15 protein-coding genes and 1 pseudogene are annotated in these 18,559 nt (G+C 70.1%); 8 read left to right on the top strand and 8 right to left on the bottom strand.

All coding sequences use genetic code 11. The annotated features are described in order from the left end of the window. Positions 1-9 precede the first annotated feature (9 nt). Both KUTG_RS49680 and KUTG_RS49675 read left to right on the top strand, forming a co-directional pair. Positions 10-693 carry an alpha/beta hydrolase gene (locus KUTG_RS49680; RefSeq protein WP_043726967.1) on the top strand — a complete coding sequence of 228 codons (684 nt, stop codon included), beginning with the start codon at positions 10-12 and terminating at the stop codon, positions 691-693. Between the two features lie 230 nt (positions 694-923). Beyond that, positions 924-3,203, top strand: coding sequence for a M4 family metallopeptidase (locus tag KUTG_RS49675; RefSeq protein WP_043726965.1), 2,280 nt, complete (start codon positions 924-926; stop codon positions 3,201-3,203). Between the two features lie 51 nt (positions 3,204-3,254). Here KUTG_RS49675 and KUTG_RS60100 read toward each other — a convergent pair whose 3' ends face one another. From KUTG_RS60100 to KUTG_RS49655, 5 genes and pseudogenes are all read right to left on the bottom strand, one after another. Continuing rightward, complete coding sequence (locus KUTG_RS60100) at positions 3,255-3,431, bottom strand: hypothetical protein (protein WP_157495367.1); 177 nt, start codon at positions 3,429-3,431, stop codon at positions 3,255-3,257. A gap of 29 nt (positions 3,432-3,460) precedes the next feature. Then, positions 3,461-6,693, bottom strand: a pseudogene (locus KUTG_RS49670) (serine hydrolase). A 36-nt stretch (positions 6,694-6,729) separates the two neighbouring features. Further along, positions 6,730-7,812, bottom strand: a complete 1,083-nt coding sequence (locus KUTG_RS49665) for a M20 family metallopeptidase (RefSeq protein ID WP_043726963.1) — start codon at positions 7,810-7,812, stop codon at positions 6,730-6,732. After that, positions 7,809-9,284 carry an amidohydrolase family protein gene (locus KUTG_RS49660; protein ID WP_043726961.1) on the bottom strand — a complete coding sequence of 492 codons (1,476 nt, stop codon included), beginning with the start codon at positions 9,282-9,284 and terminating at the stop codon, positions 7,809-7,811. The genes KUTG_RS49665 and KUTG_RS49660 overlap by 4 nt, the downstream gene beginning before the upstream one ends. An 18-nt stretch (positions 9,285-9,302) precedes the next feature. Further along, complete coding sequence (locus KUTG_RS49655) at positions 9,303-9,752, bottom strand: MarR family winged helix-turn-helix transcriptional regulator (protein WP_043726960.1); 450 nt, start codon at positions 9,750-9,752, stop codon at positions 9,303-9,305. A gap of 87 nt (positions 9,753-9,839) precedes the next feature. On the opposite strand from KUTG_RS49655, the gene KUTG_RS49650 reads away from it, so the two are divergent. The 5 genes from KUTG_RS49650 (at position 9,840) to KUTG_RS62715 (ending at position 14,986) form a co-directional block, all read left to right on the top strand. Next, positions 9,840-10,772, top strand: a complete 933-nt coding sequence (locus KUTG_RS49650) for an NAD-dependent epimerase/dehydratase family protein (protein WP_043726958.1) — start codon at positions 9,840-9,842, stop codon at positions 10,770-10,772. 65 nt (positions 10,773-10,837) lie between these two features. After that, complete coding sequence (locus tag KUTG_RS49645; RefSeq protein ID WP_043726957.1) at positions 10,838-11,089, top strand: hypothetical protein; 252 nt, start codon at positions 10,838-10,840, stop codon at positions 11,087-11,089. A gap of 489 nt (positions 11,090-11,578) precedes the next feature. Next, positions 11,579-12,094 (top strand): hypothetical protein, encoded by a 516-nt coding sequence (locus tag KUTG_RS55020; RefSeq protein WP_052396384.1) that lies wholly within the window; start codon positions 11,579-11,581, stop codon positions 12,092-12,094. A 77-nt stretch (positions 12,095-12,171) separates the two neighbouring features. After that, complete coding sequence (locus tag KUTG_RS55015) at positions 12,172-13,785, top strand: ATP-binding protein (RefSeq protein ID WP_052396383.1); 1,614 nt, start codon at positions 12,172-12,174, stop codon at positions 13,783-13,785. Beyond that, positions 13,736-14,986: a WD40 repeat domain-containing protein gene (locus KUTG_RS62715; protein WP_052396382.1), complete on the top strand. Its 1,251-nt coding sequence runs from the start codon at positions 13,736-13,738 to the stop codon at positions 14,984-14,986. Before KUTG_RS55015 ends, KUTG_RS62715 begins: the two co-directional genes overlap by 50 nt. Position 14,987: 1 nt before the next feature. Here the strand turns inward: KUTG_RS62715 and KUTG_RS49630 are convergent, their stop codons facing one another. Both KUTG_RS49630 and KUTG_RS49625 read right to left on the bottom strand, forming a co-directional pair. Further along, positions 14,988-15,728, bottom strand: coding sequence for a hypothetical protein (locus KUTG_RS49630; RefSeq protein WP_043726955.1), 741 nt, complete (start codon positions 15,726-15,728; stop codon positions 14,988-14,990). 209 nt (positions 15,729-15,937) lie between these two features. Then, the gene (locus KUTG_RS49625; RefSeq protein ID WP_043726954.1) at positions 15,938-16,801 is read right to left on the bottom strand and encodes a hypothetical protein; all 864 of its coding nucleotides are present in this window, start codon (positions 16,799-16,801) and stop codon (positions 15,938-15,940) included. A 126-nt stretch (positions 16,802-16,927) separates the two neighbouring features. Between KUTG_RS49625 and KUTG_RS49620 the strand changes: the two genes are divergently transcribed. Beyond that, positions 16,928-17,383: a DUF5709 domain-containing protein gene (locus KUTG_RS49620; protein WP_043726952.1), complete on the top strand. Its 456-nt coding sequence runs from the start codon at positions 16,928-16,930 to the stop codon at positions 17,381-17,383. A 126-nt stretch (positions 17,384-17,509) separates the two neighbouring features. On the opposite strand, the gene KUTG_RS49615 is transcribed toward KUTG_RS49620, so the two are convergent. Next, positions 17,510-18,469: an LLM class F420-dependent oxidoreductase gene (locus tag KUTG_RS49615; RefSeq protein ID WP_043726950.1), complete on the bottom strand. Its 960-nt coding sequence runs from the start codon at positions 18,467-18,469 to the stop codon at positions 17,510-17,512. Positions 18,470-18,559: the final 90 nt, after the last annotated feature.

Genomic DNA, 18,559 nt, shown 5'->3' with positions numbered 1-18,559 from the left:
GAGGACCTGATGACTCCCACCGTGGTGCTCGTGCACGGCGCCTTCACCGACACGGGCAGCTGGGCCGGCGTGATCCGGCGGCTCCAAGCCGCCGGCATCACGGCCAAGGCCGTCGCTACTCCCCTGCGCGGCCTCGCCCACGACGCAGCCTTCGTCGCCGGCACGGTCGCGGCAATCGACGACCCGGTCGTGCTCGTCGGCAATTCCTACGCCGGCGCGGTGATCGGGGCGGCCGCGCCACAAATGTCAAATGTGAATGCGCTCGTGCACATTGCCGCGTTCGTGCCCGACGAAGGCGAGAGCGTGCTGGAGATGGCCGCGAACTTCCCCGATTCCGAACTGGGCCCGAACCTCCGCGCGATCGGCGACGACTTCTACCTGAGCACGGAGGGATTTCGCCGGGTGCTCGCCGAAGACCTGCCCGAGGACGTGACTTCGCTGCTCGCGGTGAGCCAGCGGCCGATCGCCGCGGTCGCGCTGGGCGAGAAGTCAGGGCCGGTCGGGTGGAGGACCCTGCCGTCCTGGCACGCGGTGGCGAGCGCCGACAAGGCGATCCATCCGACCGTCCAACGTTTCGGGGCCCAGCGGGCGGGCTCCACGGTTGTCGAGATCGACGGCTCGCACCTGCTCGCATTGTCCCAGGCGGACACCGTGACCGACCTGATCCTCGAAGCGGCGGCCAAAACCTCGTAGGAAGACCCTTTCTTTGCTAGATCAACAAAACCGGGTCACGTCGCCTGAGCGGCCCACACCCCTACGACGCAATAAGGCCGTTCAGGCGATTCATGCAAAGTTCACTACCTTCGTCGGTTGTTCCCGGTTCCCCGAGCGCCGATCCTGGTCCGCGGTCGACACCTTCCACCTCTGCCGAACGCGGCCCGAGACCCGGGTCGTGATAGCCCCTGCTCGGAGGAGAACTGCCGATGTTCCTGAGACGCTCCACCGTTGTCGTCGCGGCCGGCCTTCTGGTCGCCGCGGTCACCACCAGCACGGCCGCACAGGCGCAGCCATCCGCGCCCGCGGCGAACCCGCTCACCGCCGACGCGATGGCCGTCAACGCGGCCCAGAGCCTCGTCGCCTCCCGGCCCGCCGCGCTGCACGCCAGCTCGGACGACGTCTTCACGCAGCAGAGCACCATCTCCTCCACCAACGGGCTGAAGTACGTGCCGTACCAGCGGACGTACAAGGGTCTGCCGGTGGTCGGCGGCGACTTCGTGGTCGCCACCAACTCCACCGGCCAGGTCCTGGGCACCTCCGTGGCCCAGGACGCGACCATCAATCTCGCCTCCACCACGCCGAAACTGACCTCGGCGCAGGCGCAGAACGTCGCCCGCGGCCAGCTGTCGAAGGTGGACAGCGTCGGCGCCGCGCAGCTGGTGACCTTCGCGCTCGGCACGCCCACGCTGGCGTGGCAGAGCACCGTGACCGGCACCCGGGACAACGAGCCCAGCAAGCTGGACGTCGTCGTCGACGCGGTCAGCGGCAAGGTGCTGCACACCCAGGAACACGTGCTGTTCGGCGACGGAACGTCCGCTTGGAACGGTCCGAACCCGGTACACCTGGACACCACGCACTCCGGCAGCAACTTCTCGCTCAAGGACCCGGTGCTGACCAACGTCAGCTGCCAGGACGCCGCGAACAACACGACGTTCACCAAGACCTCCGACAGCTGGGGCACGGGTAACGCCACCAGCAAGGAGACGGGCTGCGTCGACGCGCTGTTCGGCGTGCAGACCGAGAACAAGATGCTGTCGCAGTGGTTGGGCCGCAACAGCTTCGACGGCAACGGCGGCGGCTGGCCGATCCGCGTCGGCCTGGCCGACGAGAACGCCTACTACGACGGCAGCCAGGTGCAGATCGGCCACAACAGCCAGAACCAGTGGATCGGTTCGATCGACGTGGTGGCCCACGAGCACGGCCACGGCATCGACGACCACACCCCGGGCGGCATCTCCGGCAACGGCACCCAGGAGTTCGTGGCCGACGTGTTCGGCGCGTCCACCGAGTGGTTCGCCAACGAGCCGGCGCCCTACGACGTGCCCGACTTCCTGGTCGGCGAGCAGATCAACCTGGTCGGCTCCGGCCCGATCCGCAACATGTACAACCCGTCCGCCCTGGGCGACAAGAACTGCTACGACAGCAGCGTCCCCGGCGGCGAGGTGCACGCCTCGGCCGGTCCCGGCAACCACTGGTTCTACCTGCTGGCCGAGGGCACGAACCCGACCAACGGGCAGCCGACCAGCACCACCTGCAACAGCTCCACCATCACCGGGCTCGGCGTGCAGAACGCGCTGAAGATCTTCTACAACGCCATGCTGCTCAAGACGACCGGCAGCTCCTACCTGAAGTACCGGACCTGGACGCTGACCGCGGCCAAGAACATGTTCCCGGGCAGCTGCACCGAGTTCAACACCGTCAAGGCGGCGTGGGACGCGATCTCCGTGCCGGCGCAGGCCGGCGACCCGACCTGCTCGGCCACCGGCACGGTCACGGTGTCCAACCCGGGCAACCAGTCCACCACCACCGGCGCGGCCGTGAGCCTGCCGCTGTCGGCCAGCGGCGGCACCGCGCCGTACAGCTGGACCGCGACCGGCCTGCCGGCCGGCCTGTCCATCAACGCCTCCACCGGCACGATCTCCGGCACCGCGACCACCGCCGGCAGCAGCAACGTGACGGTGACCGCCACGGACAGCGCCAGCCACAGCGGCTCGGCCTCGTTCAGCTGGACGGTCGGCACGGTGAGCGGCAACTGCACCGGTCAGAAGCTCGGCAACCCCGGCTTCGAGTCCGGCGCCACGGTTTGGACCTCGTCCTCTGGCGTGATCGGCCAGAACGCGCCCGACCAGCCCGCCCACGGCGGCACCTGGAACGCCTGGATGGACGGCTACGGCACGAGCCACACCGACACGCTGTCCCAGTCGGTGGCCATCCCGGCCGGCTGCCACGCCACGCTGACGTTCTACCTGCACATCGACTCGGCCGAGACGACCGGGACGACCCAGTTCGACAAGCTGACCGTCGCCGGCGGCACTTCCACCCTGGCGACCTACTCCAACCTGAACAAGGCCGCGGGCTACGTCCAGAAGTCGATCGACGTCTCGTCGTTCGCCGGGCAGACCCTCGCGCTGAAGTTCACCGCGGCGGAGGACAGCTCGCTGCAGACCTCGTTCGTCGTCGACGACGCGGCTGTGACCCTGAGCTAGCCTGAGCCAGCAGGACTGGGCGGGGAGGACGGCAGGCGACGTCCTCCCCGCTCACTCTATGCCCGGCTGCTCGTTCGGCATGGCCCCCAGCACCGATTCGGTCTCCGGCAAGGGTTCCTGTTGCTCGGGTTGCGCGGGAATCGGCGTTGTCGGCGGCGCGGGCGGGATCGGCGCGGCAGGAATCGGCGTGGTGGGCGGCGCGGGGTCGTAGGTGGTCTGCTGTTTCATGCGCCCCCGGGTACCCACGATCGCGCGGGTTATCCCACCTTCGGGTAGGTCCGCACGCCGACCTGAACATACGGCTCGCCGGTCGGCAGGCTGAAGAACACGATCGGCGTCCACCACTGCCGGCCTTCGGCCCGCGACACGAACAGTGTGTCGCCGACGGGCAACAGATCGTGCTCGGTGACGGGTTCAGGCACGATCTCGGCCATCTGGCCGGTCGCGATCGACCGCACCCGCAACCCGTTCTCACCGGCGAAGATCTCGATGCGACTGCCGGCTCGCTCGTACGCTCCGAGGTAGCGTGCGGCATCGACCGTCGGCGGCTGTGCCGGCGGCGAGACGGGTTCGGGCAGGGTGATGCCGGCGATCTCGGCGAACAGCTCCCGGAACAGCTCCTGGTAGAGGTCGATCGCGTTGTCGCCGTTGGTGAGCAGCGTGACGGCCAGTCCGAGTTCGGGCACGATGCGCAGGAAGGCGAACTGCCCGCGGGTGCCGCCGTCGTGTCCGATGACCTGGCGACCGTCCCAGTCGAACCGCATCCAGCCGAGGCCCCATGAATCGCCGAAGACGTACTTGTTGGGCACATCGGCGTGGTTCTCGGTCATGGCCACCGCGGACGCCTCGCTGAGCAGTCGGTCGCCGTCGGGACCGAGGCCGCGGGTCAGGTGCAGTCGGGCGAAAGCCAGGACATCGGCGGTGGAAGCGGTGATCAGTCCGGCCGGGCCCATCGAGCGCGGCAGCAGAAACGTTGACACGGGAAGAGGTTCCCGACCGGCCGGGGCTTCGTGGCCGACGGCGGCGCTGAGCAGGATGGCTTCCTCGGGCAGGGTCACGGTGTGCTTGAGGCCGAGCGGATCGATCAGCCGCTCCCGCAGCGCGGCGTCCCAGGTCTGGCCGGTGATCTTCTCGATCACACGGCCGGCGAGCGCGAATCCCGAGTTGCAGTAGGAGAAAGTGACGCCGAGCGGGTACACCTGGGCGGCTTCGCCGAGCCGGTCGACGTATTTGGCCACGCAGTCGTCGCCGCGGCCGGTGTCGGTGAACACGTCGCCGTCGATACCGCTGGTGTGGGTCAACAGGTGCCGCATCGTCACCTGCTTGGTCACGTCCGGATCGGACAGTCGCAGATCCGGCAGCACGTCGGCGATCGGCGCGTCCAGGTCGAGGCGGCCTTCGTCGACCAGCTGCATCGCCAGGGTGGCGGTCCAGGTCTTGGTGATGGACCCGATCTGGAACACCGAATCGTCGGTCACGGACGTGCCGGTCGCCTTGTTGAGCACGCCCGCGCTGACCTGGACGAGCTCATCGCCGCGCAGGATGCCCAGCGCCGCACCGGGAACGTGATGCTTGCGAGCCAACTCGGCCAGTCGTCGCCGCCAGTGGTCGGCGCGGAGCTCAACGAGAGAGAGAGTAAATCAGCTCGGAACCAGGGGAGCCAGTCGCCGACCCGGCGGTTGTAGTCGACACGGTGCGAAGGCAGTCCATTGTGGATGAACATGTGCGACGCGCCCGGGTAGAGCACCAGTTGTGCTGGCACGCCCTGGGCCCGCAGCGCGGTGAACCACTGTTCGGCCTGGCCGACCGGGCAACGGTCGTCGGCCGCGCCGTGCAGGATCAGGGTCGGCGTGCGGACCTGGTCGACTCGGCTCAGGGGCGAGCAGTCCCCGTCGCCGAACTCGATCACCTTGAGGTAGTGCCCGCCGTCGGAGGTGCCGGCCATGCTGGTGGTGTCGGCGACGATGCCGCCCGCGACCGCCGCCGCGAAACGGTTGTCACGGCTGGTGAGGTAGCAGGTCATGTAGCCGCCGTAGCTGTAGCCGACCACGGCCAGCCGGTCGGCGTCGGCCACGCCCTCGGCCACCAGTTGGTCCAGCGGCTCAAGGAAGTCCTTGGCGTCGGCCTCGCCCCATGCACCGACGGCCGCGGAGATGAACGCCTCGCCGTAGCCGTCGCTGGCGCGCGGGTTGAGCAGCAAGACGGCCCAGCCGCGTGCCGCCAGCTCCTGGCGGTAGGTCCGCGTGGAGTCGGCGGCGCCGTTCCAGGCGTTGTGCGGGCCGCCGTGGATGTCCAGGACCAGCGGCAGCGGGCCCCTGCGGGCGGGATCGCGCATCAGCCAGCCGTGCACGACTGTGCCGTCGGAGATGGCGAATTCCCTTTCCTCACAGGGGAACGGTGTGATGTTGGCGTTGCCATGGGCGGTGCGGACGTCGACATCGCCGCGGTGTAGGTCAACCACCACGACCTCGCCGTACGACAACGGCGTGACCAGTACAGCCGCCGCCTTGCCGCCAACGACGTCCACATCGGACACAACATTTCCGTCGCCGCCGAGAACAAGCCTGATATCGCCGTCCTCGACCGCATACAGGTGGGTACAGCCCCGGTCACGGACGGCAAAGTAGACGGTGTCACCGACCGCCTGCGGCACGACCCCGGGGTAGCCGGCCTCGCCGGCCATCACATTGCGGTCCAACGACTCGGCCAGGTCGACGGTCTCGCCGCCATCCAATGGGACCCGCAGCAACCGGGCGTTGCCGACCTTCAGGGTCCGTGTGCCGACGACCAACAGCGCGGTCCCGTCGGCCGTCCATGCGACCCGCTGGCAGACGCCGTCGGCGGTGCCGACCAGCCGGGGTTCGCCACCGATCTCGACAACGTAGGCGGCGGAACGGAAAGTCAGGTCGGCGTCGTCGCCCCGGGCCGCGCTGAAGGCCAGGAGCGTGCCGTCGGGCGACCATGCCGGATCACCGGCGTCCCAGTCGCCGAAGGTGACCTGCTGGACCTCGCCGGTCGTGACGTCGAGGACGTGGAGGTGTCCCCGCTTCGCCCCGATCATGCCGACACCGTCCGCCTTGTAGGCCAAGCGGTCGATCACGATCGGCGCCGTCGGCTGGTCGGGGCCGACCAGGGCGGTGAACGCGATCTTGGTGCCGTCCGGGCTCCACCTCGGGGCGCCGGCGCCCGACGGCAGGGAGGTCAGCTGCCGGGGCTCGCCGGTTTCCAGCAGCCACACCTGTTCCTCGCGCAGAAACGCCAGCGCCGAGCCGTCCGGCGACCAGGCCGGCGCGGAGTCGTTGGCGCCACGGGTGATCTGCCGCGCCGCTCCCCCGCTCGTGTCGACTTCCCACAGCTGTGTGAGGTTCTGATCCGCCGCCCGATCGGCCGTGCGCAGCACGTACACGATCCGGCGGCCGTCCGGCGACAGCGCGGGCTGCGCCGGGACGGCCAGGTCGTACAGGTCCTCGATCCGCATGCGTCGAGTCATGCCACTCCCCCCCTTGTTGTGTGTCGAGAACTGCCGTCAGGCGAGTACCGCCTTGATCAGTCCGGTGAGCAGTGCCGTGCGGCGAGGGATCTCCTCGACGATCACGTGCTCATGGTCGGCATGGGCGCCGTCGCCCACCGCGCCGAGGCCGTCGAGCGTCGGAACGCCCACGCCGGCGGTGAAGTTGCCGTCCGAAGCCCCGCCGACGGCCGTCTCGGCCGGCTCACCGAGTCCGAGCTCACCGGCCACCGCGGACGCCAGCGCGAACAGCCCGGCCGAGGACTTGGCATCCAGCGGCGGTCGGTTGATGCCGCCCTCGATACGGATCTGAGCACCGGGCAGCACGGGCGTCAGGCGGTGGATGGCCTCGTCGACCCGAACCTGTTCGTCGCGGTCCCATGCCCGCACGTCCACCGACACCGCAGCGTTAGCCGGCACGGTGTTGGACGTGGTGCCGGCGTTGAGCACCGTTGGCACGACGGAGGTTCCGCGCGCAGGATCGTCCAATGCGGACACCGCGAGGATCTGGTGCGCGATCTCGACGGCGGCGTTGACGCCCTTCTCGGGCTCCAGCCCGGCGTGGGATGCCTTGCCCTGCACCACGACCCGGTAGATGGACGTGCCCTTGCGGCGGGTCTTCAGCGCCCCGCCGGGGCCGGCCGCTTCCAGCACGAACGCGGCCTCGCAGCCCCGCGCCTCGTCCTCGATCAGCGTCCGGGACCGCGGCGAGCCGAGTTCTTCGTCGCCGGTGATCAGGATCGTCACGCCGGAACGGTCCTCCAGCGCCGCGACGGCGTGCAGGATCATCACGACGCCGGTCTTCATGTCGAAGCAGCCCGGCCCGCGCATGACGCCGTCGACCACGGAGAACGGGTGGGTCTCAAGGGATCCGTGCGGCCACACGGTGTCGTGGTGCCCGAGCAGCAGGACCTTCGGCACGTCGCCGAACCGCCAGCGCAGGTGCGTGCACCCGTCGGTCACGATCCGTTCGGGTTCGGCGCCGAGCAGCCGCCGGCCGAGCTCCGTCACCACATCGGCGCTGCGCGCCACCGCGTCGTGATCCGACGACGGCGACTCGCACCGCACCAGTTCCTCGATGTCCGCCAACAGATCCGTCATCGTGCCTCCCCGCGTAGCGCCCGTCCCGGCAGCGCATCCGTCCGCATTTCCCCTTGCCGCACAACAGCAGTTCCGCCCACGAACAGATGCCGCACGCCGATCGACGGCCGCAGCGGGTCCCGGTAGGTCGCGGCGTCGCTGATCCGCGCCGGGTCCAGCACCACGACGTCCGCATCGGCCCCGACTCCGAGATGCCCCTTGGCCCGCGCCGCCGGCGCGCAGTCGTCCAGCAGCCGCGCCGGCAGGTACGAACACCGCCTGAACGCCTCCAACCAGGTCCAGACCCCGGTTTCCCGCACCATCAGGCGCAGCGTCTTCGAGAACGTGCCGGCCGCGCGCGGATGGGTCGAGCCGCCCGGCGGCAGCGGCCACTCGGTGCTCTCGAAGCTGCCGTCCGGCCAGAACAGCGGCATCGCGTCGCTGCCGACGATCGAGTCCGGGAAGGCCAACGTGCGGCGCAGCATCTCGAGGTCGGCCTCCCGGCTCTCGTCCAGGAACTCCATCAGGCAGGGCGCGCTGGGGTCGTCCTGGCGCAGCTGGAGCAGCCGCTTCTCGTCGGCGACACGCTCACCGGTCTCCACCACGATGATGTTGGACGGGCCGAGGCCCTTCATCCGCAACCGCTCCGGGGCGATGAAGGCGGCGCCGATCGCCGTGCTGCCCGCGCCGTAGGGGTAGGCCTCCACGGTCACGCGCGACCCGAGCCGCTGCGCGCGGTCCAAGGTTCCCAGCACGCGGTCGACGTGCCGGCCCGAGGTGCTGTTGACGTGGCAGTGGTGCATGGCCGCGCCGGTCTCCCCGGCGGCTCGGGCGATCTCCTCCGACCCGTCGACCGGGGTCGAGGGGTCCACCTCCGCCAGCTCGCGGACGTGCGTGTACGTGGGAACGCCGGCCTTCGCGGCCAGCTGGGCGACGGCGAGGAACTCCCCCGGGTCGGTCATCGGCGCGTACCCCAGCAGCACGCCGATGCCCAGCGCCCCGGCGGCGATCTCGCTCTCCAGCAGCGACAGCCAGGCCGTCAGCTCGGCCGGTGAGGACGACCGCCGCCAGGCCTCGTTGCCCAGCATCGCCAGGCTGCTGCCGACGTTGGCATTGGGCTCGGCGCCGAGCAGCACCTGCGCCCGCGCGCCGCCCCAGGAGGCGGAGAAGCCGTAGTTCAGAGGCCGCCCGGCCTTGGCCGCGTCGGCGTAGCCCTTCTCGATCGGCATCACGCCCGCCTCCAGGTCGAGGGCGGTCGTGACGCCGTCCATCGCCTGCATGCGGTGCCCGACGATGGAGTGCACGTGGCTGTGCACGTCCACGAACCCGGGTCCGACAACGAGCCCGGTGACGTCCACGACCTCGGCGCCCGGTGGCGCCTCCAGGCCCGGCCCGACCGCCGCGATCCTGCCGTCGGAGATCAGCACGTCGGACAGTCCGTCGAGGCCGGCGCCCGGATCGATCACCCGGCCGCCCCGCAGCAGTGTCTGCATCCCTCGACCCTAGAGGTCCTACGGCCGGACCTGTCCAGAACTGTCCGGTCGGGCAACGACGGCCTGAAGCGATTCCCGCAGCTGCTGGCCGGCCGCCTCGGTCAGCGGGCGCAGGAAGACCTGCTCCGCCTCCGCGGCCGCCGAACCGGCCCAGCGGACGATGTTCTGGCCCTTCTCGGTCAGCTCGACCACATTGCGCCGGCGGTCGTCGGCGTCGGGGTGACGGGACACCAGGCCCTTGTCCTCCAACGTGTCCAACAGCGCGACCATGGTGGTGCGGTCGATGCCCAGCCGCTGCGCCGCGTGCTGCTGCGAGCCTGGTTCGCGCCCGTTGAGCACGTTGAGCACGCCCAGCTCCCGCCCGCTGATGTCGTAGGGCAGCAGCGCCTTCTCGGTCAGCTCGGAGATCCGCAGGTTGGCGTGCTTGAGCAGGTACGCGAGCCGGGGGCTCGCCTGGTCGCTGGACACCCGGCAATCTTATCGCTACGCTGATTGTCAGCTCCACTGATGATTTGTCAGCCTGACGTTCAGTACAGCGAACCGTAAGGAGAACTGATGATCCTGGTCACCGGCGGTCTCGGCTTCATCGGCACCCACACCGCCCGCGCCCTGCTCGACCTGGGCCGGCCCTGCGTCCTCGCGCAGCGCCGCCCGGCCTCGGACCCGCCCGTGCCTGCCGAAATCGTGCAGGCCGACATCGCCGACCTCGACTCGTTACGGGCGATCGGCCGGCGTCACAAGATCACCGGGATCCTGCACCTGGCCGGGTCGATGCCCTGGCCGCCCGCCCCCGAGCAATCCGGCCCCGACCAGCAGCCGATCGAGGCGGCCCGGACGGCTCTCGGCAGCCTGTTCAACGTGCTGCAGGTGGCGCAGGAATGGGGTGTGAGCAGGGTCGGCGTGGCCAGCACCATCGGCGTGTACGGCGGCGTGAGCGCCGACTCGTACACCGAGGACCTGCCGCTGCCGATGACCTCGGCCCACGTCATCCCGGCGTTCAAGAAGATCGGCGAACTGCTGGTCGACCACCTCGCCGATGCCGCCGGCCTGGACATCGTGAACTACCGCATCGGCGCCATCTGGGGGCCGCGCGGCCATTTCGTCGATCGTTTCTTCGCCGCGTCACAACTCGTGCACGCCGCCGCCCGCGGCACCAGGCCCGAGACCAACGCGCGGTCCGGCGACGCCATCGACCTCTGCTACGCCAAGGACTGCGGCCGCGCCCTCGCCCTGCTCCAGACCGCCGACCGCCTCGACCACCGCACCTACAACGTCAGCTCCGGCCGTGCCACCACCAACGCCGAGATCATCGCCGCGATCAAGAAGGTCGTGCCCGACGCCGAGGTCGACCTCCCCGACGGCGGCCAGGTGTTCCCCCCGCTCGACATCACCCGCCTGCGGAAGGACACCGGCTACCAGCCCGAGTTCGACACCGAGCGGGCCGTCGCCGACTACCTGTCCTGGCTGCGTGCGGGCAACCCGCGCTAAACGCGCTTGCCAGGGGCTGCGATCATGGGCCGCATGATCGAGAGAATCGAGTCTTCCCTCCGCGGATGAGCGCGGCCCAGCACGACAACACGCTGTACGACCACGCCCTGCGCCTGCACGAGCTCACTCCCGACGAGCCGCTGCCGCGCGACGGCCAGCCGTTCCCGGACCACGACCGGCACCGTGGCCGCCGATGGCGCAATGCTGACCAGCGGCTCGGGGCGCCCGACGTCGCGGCCCTGCTGGGGCTATTTCGCCGATCTCGAAAGCGTCGCCCGAGTGCCCTGGCCGAGGTCTGCCACGACTCTTCATTGTAACAAGGAAAGGCATGCTCGGTTCGAGGTACTAGACAGCCGATTAGCCGGTAGTGATAGTATGACGCGATTTTGGTCACTGATATCCTCTGCTAGATTGTGCGCACCCCGATGTAGCCCGATATTGAGCGGAAACACGCGACGTAGCCTGATCATAGTTTCCTCCCCTTGCATTTACACAGCATCTTTGGTTTGCCTGATCCTACGAGGGTATTTCGGAACTTAGACCTCAATTAACCGTTCTGAGTGCAGGTGGCGATCCTCATGAATTAGATACGATTAGCTATCGTAACTCCGTGTGCTACGCGACGTCAAAAACGTCGACAGTTAGGCCGGATCAATACTAGTAAAGAGGACAGCCCCCTCATCCGCACCATCGGCCTGCTGTCCAACCACTTCGGGCCGCTGGCGGCCGAAGGTCTTCGCCGCCGCGGCGCTGGCGAGGACCTGCTCTGGCTGGCCAAGCGGGTCGCCGGGTGGGGGCGCGTCTACGTGGTGGACGCGCTCTGCCGCTGGGGACTGTCGGATGAGGCCCGACACTGGCTGCTGCGCCATTCCTGCGACGGCGACCCCCTCAGCGGCTATTTCGCCGGCCAGATCGCCACTGCCGCCCATCTGCACCAGGCCATTACCGCTGACGAAGTCGACGACGAACTCGTCGACCACACCGGTGCGGTGTTGAGAATCATGAGCGGCTGCGAGGGAATGGGCACGACCCTCGAACACTATCCCCCGGCATCAATCGTGCTCACGGCCCACGCCACCCGTTTCGCCCGGCTCGAACCGACCGCTCTCCGCTATATCAACGGCGCCATCCTCGCCAACCGCCTGACCGTCGACGCCGGGAAATGCGGATGCGGCGCCGCGCACGCCGAGGACTTGGTCCGGCAGTACCTCGACGTCCTCACCAGACCGGCCTGGCGCGCCGCGGCGGCCGCCATGAACCCGGAGCACGCCCAGTGGTTCGACCACAACACCACCGCGGTCCGGGCCCTGCTGGATTATTAGGTGTCGGCGATTGGTTGCCAGATAACTGTGACCGGGGCAAACATCGCTGTCGACACCTGATCTGGGGGTAGGTAGGGATGGCACGACCGGAGCGCCCGCTCGACGCGGGCGACACTCCACTGCTGAGATTCGCCGCCGATCTGCGCACGCTGCGCGGGCGGGCCGGCAATCCGACGTACCGGGAGCTCAGCAAGCTGGCGAACTACTCGACGGCCGTGCTGTGCGAGGCGGCGGGCGGGCGCAAATTCCCGAGCAAGGCGGTCACGCTGGCCTTCGTGACCGCCTGCGAGGGCGACACCGACGAATGGGCGACGCGCTGGCGCAAGGTGGCCGATCACCTCGCGCCATCGCGCCCCGAACCGGATACGGAACGGTCCCCGTATCCGGGGCTGGCGGCATTCCAGATTTCCGACGCCGACCGCTTCTTCGGGCGGGAAAACCTGCGGAAAGAACTGCTCGGCCATCTCCGCGAGCACCGATTCATCGGTGTTTTCGGCGCGTCCGGCTCGGGCAAGTCGTCGCTGCTGCGGGCCGGGCTGGCGGCGGCCGTGACCGGCCCCGTGGTGGTGATGACGCCAGGCGCCGACCCGCTCCACGAATGCGCCGCCCGGCTGTCCGACCTGACCGGCGAGGTCCCGGCCGTCCTGCGCGCCGAGTTCGCCGCCGACCCCACGGGCCTGCACCGGCGGATCAGCCAGGCGCTGGCCGACCGGCGCGAAGACCTGCTGCTGGTGGTCGACCAGTTCGAAGAGGTCTTCACCCTCGGTGCCGACCGGGCCCCCTTCATCGACGCCCTCGTGCACGCCGCGAACGCGGAAGGCAGCCGGGTGCGGGTCGTGCTCGGCGTGCGAGCCGACTTCTTCGGGCACTGCGGATCCGTTCCCGCGCTGCGCGAGGCGCTTCGTGACCGCACGGTCCTGGTCGGCGCCATGACCCCCGAGGAGCTACGGGAGGCCGTCGTCCGGCCGGCCACCGACGCTGGACTCACCATCGAAACCGCGCTGGTGAACCGGATTCTCGCCGACGCCGGCAAGGAGGCCGGGGCCCTGCCGCTCGTGTCACACGCCCTGCGCGAGACGTGGCAACGTCGGCAAGGCATCGCGCTGACGCTGGCCGCCTACGAGGCAGCCGGCGGCATTCAGCACGCCATCGCCCGCACCGCCGAGGCCGTGTTCACTCGCCTCGACGCCGAGCAGCAGACCGTCGCGCGGCAGGTGTTCCTCCGCCTGGTCGCGCTGGGCGACGAGGACACCAAACGCCGGCTCAGCCGTGCGGAACTGGACGCCGGCAGCGAGGCCGTGCTGGCGGCGCTCACCGCCAGCCGCCTCATCACCGTCGACCAGGACCACGTCGAGATCACGCACGAGGCACTGATCAGCCACTGGCCGGCTGCGCGACTGGCTGGGCGAGGACCGCGAGGGGCTACGCACCCACCGCCTGCTCACCGAGGCCACAGCCGAGTGGAAGACGCTCAACCGCGACGCCGGCGCCCTGTACCGGGGCGCCCGGCTCGCACTCACCCAGGACTGGTTGCAGCGGACACGGACCCGGCTCAGCGTCGACGAGCGGGCGTTCCTCGACGCCAGCGCCGCGACCAGCCGCCGCCAGTCCCGCCGCCTCGTCCGTCTGGTCGTCCTGCTGGTGGTGCTGCTCGTCGCGGTGTCCGGCACGACGGCGTACTCGCTGCGTGAGCAGGGCCGCACCGCCGACGCCCTGCACCGGGAAACGTTGCAGCAGGTGGAAACCGCCGTCCTGAGCGAGTCGCCGATGAACCCGACGGACGTCGCCGCGCTGGCGGTCGCCGACTACCAGTCCGATCCGACGCCGCAGCACCGTGGGCAGCTGTTCCGCTGGTGGTACCAGGGCTGGACGACGCCGCCGCGAACCCCGCGGACCATGGCGGTGCTCGACCCAACAGGCTCCTTCTCGGCGTCGGTCACCGACACGGCGACGATCGCGCTGGCCCCCGAGCCTGCTGACTGGCCGCGCAAGGAGATTCCCGCGCACGGTGCGACCGTCGAGTCGATTGCTGTGGCGTCGGACGGCAAACACGTCGCAGTGTCCTATCAGGACGGTGTCGCCGACCTCTGGAACACCGCCGGGGACCCGGTTCTCCAGCGCACGTGGACCGGCCGGCGGACCTATCTGTCGTTCAGCCCCGACGGCCGGACACTGGCCATCGGCGAGACGACGGCGAACTGGCGCCAGGACGTCTCCCGCTATCCCCAGCTCGAACTGTGGAACGTCAACGACCTCACGGCACCGGTGCGGACGTTCGCCGATTCCTGGGGCCAAGCCGCGTTCGCCGCCGACGCGCCCCGGGTCGCGGTGCGGTCGATGGAGCGCGGGGACGGAATTCGGGTCTATGCCACGGATTCCGCTCCGCCCCAACTGCCGCTGGCGACCCGGTCCGACATGCTCGCGCCCCCGATGGCCCTGTCGCCGGACGGCCGCACCGTCGTGATGGGGGCGTTCGATCCGCACGTTCCGATCAGCATGTACACGGTCCAGCCCGACGGCGACGTCAAGGAGGTCGAGGAGCCGGTGCCCGCCGGCGGCGGCACACTCCAGCCCGTGTTCAGCCGGGACGGCACGTACGTCATCCTGCCCGACGATGCGAACGGCATTGCCGTGTGGGACATTCGCGATCCGCACCACCCGCACGAGTACGCCGCGCTGTCCGGATGGAAGGGCCAGGTGCTGGCCGCCGCCGTCTCGCCGGACCGGCGGCTGACGATCATCACCACCGAGACGCAGCTGGCGGTGACGCTCGACGTCGGCTCGGCGATCGCCGGAATCTGCGGTCACCTCAATGAGAACGCGCCGCACGTGGCCGAGATGTGGCCGTCGTTCGCGGCCAACAACGTGCTGCCGATGCCGTGCCAGCAGTGAGTCAGCGGCAGGACCACGTCGTCGGCACACCGCCGGCCGCGCCCAGCACCGTGCCGTCGTCGGCGACGGAACCGAGCTCGCTGCCGGCCCCAAGCTCCTGGACGGAGTTGTCCAGGGTCACCATGGCGACCTGGCCGTCGTAGCGGCCGGCCACCAGTCCCGAGCGGTTGACCGAGACGGCGTCGAAGCCGGCCGGCAGCAGGCGCGGAGTGCCGCTCGGGTCCCACACCACGGACTGCCCACCGATCTTGCCGATGATCCAGCTGCCGGCGACGGCCGTGGACGACGAATCCGTGGCACCGGCGGGCAGGGCCAGCAGCGTCGCGCCACCGCCGAGGAAGGTGGCGGCACGGGTGTGGCCGTCGGTGGTGGCCCAGTCGATGAGCAGGCGGCGGTCATCGGCGATGCCGGTCAGGGCCCGGAACTGGTCCGCGTGCACGAGGACCTCGGTCGGGCCCGTCGAACCGTTGGCCCACACCAGGTAGCGCCGCTGCTGCGGGCCCGGCCCGGTGGCGACGCCGGCCACATCGCCGCGCTGGTTCACGCCCTTGACCTCGCCGTTGCTCGCGCCGGCGGGCAGGGAGAACTCGGTGATCTTGCCATCCCGGACGGTGATCGCGTGGCTCGGGGAGTTGATCGTGCCGGCCGCCCGGCCGGCGCTGTCGGCACCACGCAGCTGGAGCTGGGTGGCTCCGTCGGGCAGGGCGGTGGAGGTGACGGCGCCGTTGCTCCAGCGCAGCAATGGCCGTCGCCGAAGCCCAGGATGTCGCCGGCCGCCTGGACCTGAGCGATGGCGTCGCCGTCGTGCGGCAGGGCCGTGCCGGTCCAGGCGCATTCGCCCGCGCTGGCCGTGCCGGTGATCATCGTCGCAGCCAACGCACCGGCCGTGAGCGCCGTCATCCACGCGTGCTTACGCATGCTGTCCCCCCTGAGATCGCCTGGCCCCGGACCCTAGCGACTCGCAGCGGTCTGGCGAAGCCGACTCCCCCGGTCGAGGCCGGCCAGCGTCGCCACACCGGCCCCGACCAGCAGGGCCGCCCCGGCCGCCGCGACGACGGTGCCGAGGACGGGGGCGCTCGCCGGGTCGAAGCCGTCGAAACCGAGGAACGCCTCCAGCACGATCGTGCCGGCACAGACCAGGTAACCGGCGCAGCCCAGGGCCGTGACGCGGGTGCGGGCGGGCTCCGGCCAGGACGTGAAACCGGTCAGCCAAGCCAGGATCGGCAGCACCAGGATGCCCTGCATCGCCGCCGCGTGGGCCGGCACGAGCACCACCGCGGCGTCGTAGGCGGCGTCGAGGGAGACCGTGCGGGCCTGGGCGGTGCCGATGGCGATCATCACCGCGCCGATGACCAGCCCCACCAGCAGGCTGCCGAAGCCGACCTGCACCGCCAGCCGCTGGCCGCGCGTGGCGTCCGACGGCCGGAAAGCCGCCCTGAGCAGGGCCAGCGTCGTCACGATGATCACCGCGCCGCCAGCGGCCGCGCTGAACGCGAAGGCGGAGTTCAGCGGCGTCGTGGTGTTGAAGTGCGACGGCACGCCCCGCCAGGCCTGCACCGAGATCGCCACCACCTCGACGACCGAGGCCGCCGCGAAGCCGGTGAGCACCGCGCGGCGGGGCCGGACGTCGATCCACGTGCTCGCCCAGGTCACCGCGAACAGCGTGAGCCCGAACGCCATGCCGAAGTCCGCCGGCTTGCGCCAGGACACCGGGCCGTCCCACGGGCCGCCCAGCACCGCCTGCACGCCCAGGTGCGCCAGGCCGCTGGCGAACAGGACGGCCGCCACCAGGTAACACGCGCGTTCGATCCTCATGGCGTCGACGGTAGGGCCGTGACCGGCCGGCAGACATCGCACGCAGGACGTACCTGCGGACTACGCGTTCCGGCGTACGCGACTATCCTGGCTCGCGCCACACCGAGTACGACGGGAGCCGCCCTCATGGACCGCGACGAGTTCGACGACGACGCGTTCGAGCAGCTCGATGCCTCGGACACCCTCGACGGCGGGCCGGGCGACCCCTTGGACGAGGGTTTCTCCCCCGCCGAGAAGCCTTGGGTGCTCGACGACTGGGGCACCACCCCGCGCGAGCAGCACGACGGCCAGTCCCTCGACGACCGGCTCGCCCGCGAGGTCCCCGAGTTCGGCGCCGGCGACTCCGACGATGACGACGGTCTCGGCGACCTCTCGGGCTCCGACGGCGAGCTCCGCGACTACGACGAGGTCGGCGACGCCCGCGCCGGCCGCCTGGTCAGCGAGTCCTATGTGGCCTCCGACGCCGCCAGTGTCGGCGGCGGCGAGTGGGACGCCGACCTGCTCGGTGTGGACGTCGGCATCGACGGCGCCGGCGCCTCCGCCGAGGAAGCCGCCGTCCACATCATCCGCGACGAGGACTGAACCCCCGCGAGTCCCGCTCACGGTCACACCGAACGCGTGAATCGGATTCGTGCTTTCGGTGTGACGGTAGGCGGGACTCGCGGGGGTGCGTGAACCGGTAGTTGTACTGCTCCACAACCATGCCGATCAGGCCCGCAGCGCCGGCAGCAGCTCCTCCCGGGCGAAGTCGAGGAACTCGTGCTGGTGGTCGCCGCCGATCTGGACCAGCGCCACGTCGGTGAAGCCGGCGTCCTGGAACTTCGCCACCGCCTCGACGATCGGCTTCACCTCCGGCCCGCACGGGATCGACGCGGCGACGTCCTCCGGCCGCACGAACTGCGTCGCCCCGGCGAAGGCCGGCGGTCCCGGCAGCTCGGAGTTGACCTTCCAGCCGCCGCCGAACCACCGGAACTGCTCGTGGGCCCGGACGATCGCGGCCAGTTCGTCACGGTCGAAGCACACCGCCAGCTGCCCGATGATCCGGTCCGCGTCCGGGGCCGCCTTCCGCCACTGCCGGCACAGGTCGGCGTCCGGCTCGACAGCGATCATGGCGTCCGCGCTGGGCGCGAACAGCTCGACCGACTGCGGGCCGGACACCGCGACCCCGACCGGCACGCGCTGCTCCGGCAGATCCCACAGCTTGGCCGAGTCCACCCGGAAATGCCGGCCCACGAAGTCCACGTGGCCGCCGTTGAACAGCCGGGAGATGATCTCCAGCGCCTCGCCCAGCATCTCGTGGCGCACGTTCACCGGCGGCCAGCCCTGGCCGACCACATGCTCGTTGAGGTTCTCCCCCGCGCCCAGTCCCAGCGTGAACCTGTTGTCCGACAACAGCTGCACCGTTGCCGCCTGCTGCGCGACGACCGCGGGGTGGTACCGCATGGTCGGACACGTCACGTACGTCATCAGCCGTACCCGCTCCGTGGCCTGCGCGATCGCGCCCAGCACCGCCCAGGCGTTCGGCGCGTGCCCCTGCTCGACCAGCCACGGCGAGTAGTGGTCACTGATCACCTCGAAGTCGAACCCCGCCCGCTCCGCGTGCACGGCGTGCTCCACCAGCGCCCGCGGCCCGGCCTGCTCGGTCATCAGCGTGTACCCGATCATCAGCGTGCCTCCTCGTGCTCGTCACGCTGCGGGTACCCGCTGTCCGGCGGCCGAACCAGGCGCGCCGTCCCGGCCCACCGGGGCGATTTCCCG

Source organism: Kutzneria sp. 744 (assembly GCF_000568255.1).
GTDB lineage: Bacteria > Actinomycetota > Actinomycetes > Mycobacteriales > Pseudonocardiaceae > Kutzneria.
This window is presented reverse-complemented; position numbering and strand designations above follow the sequence as displayed.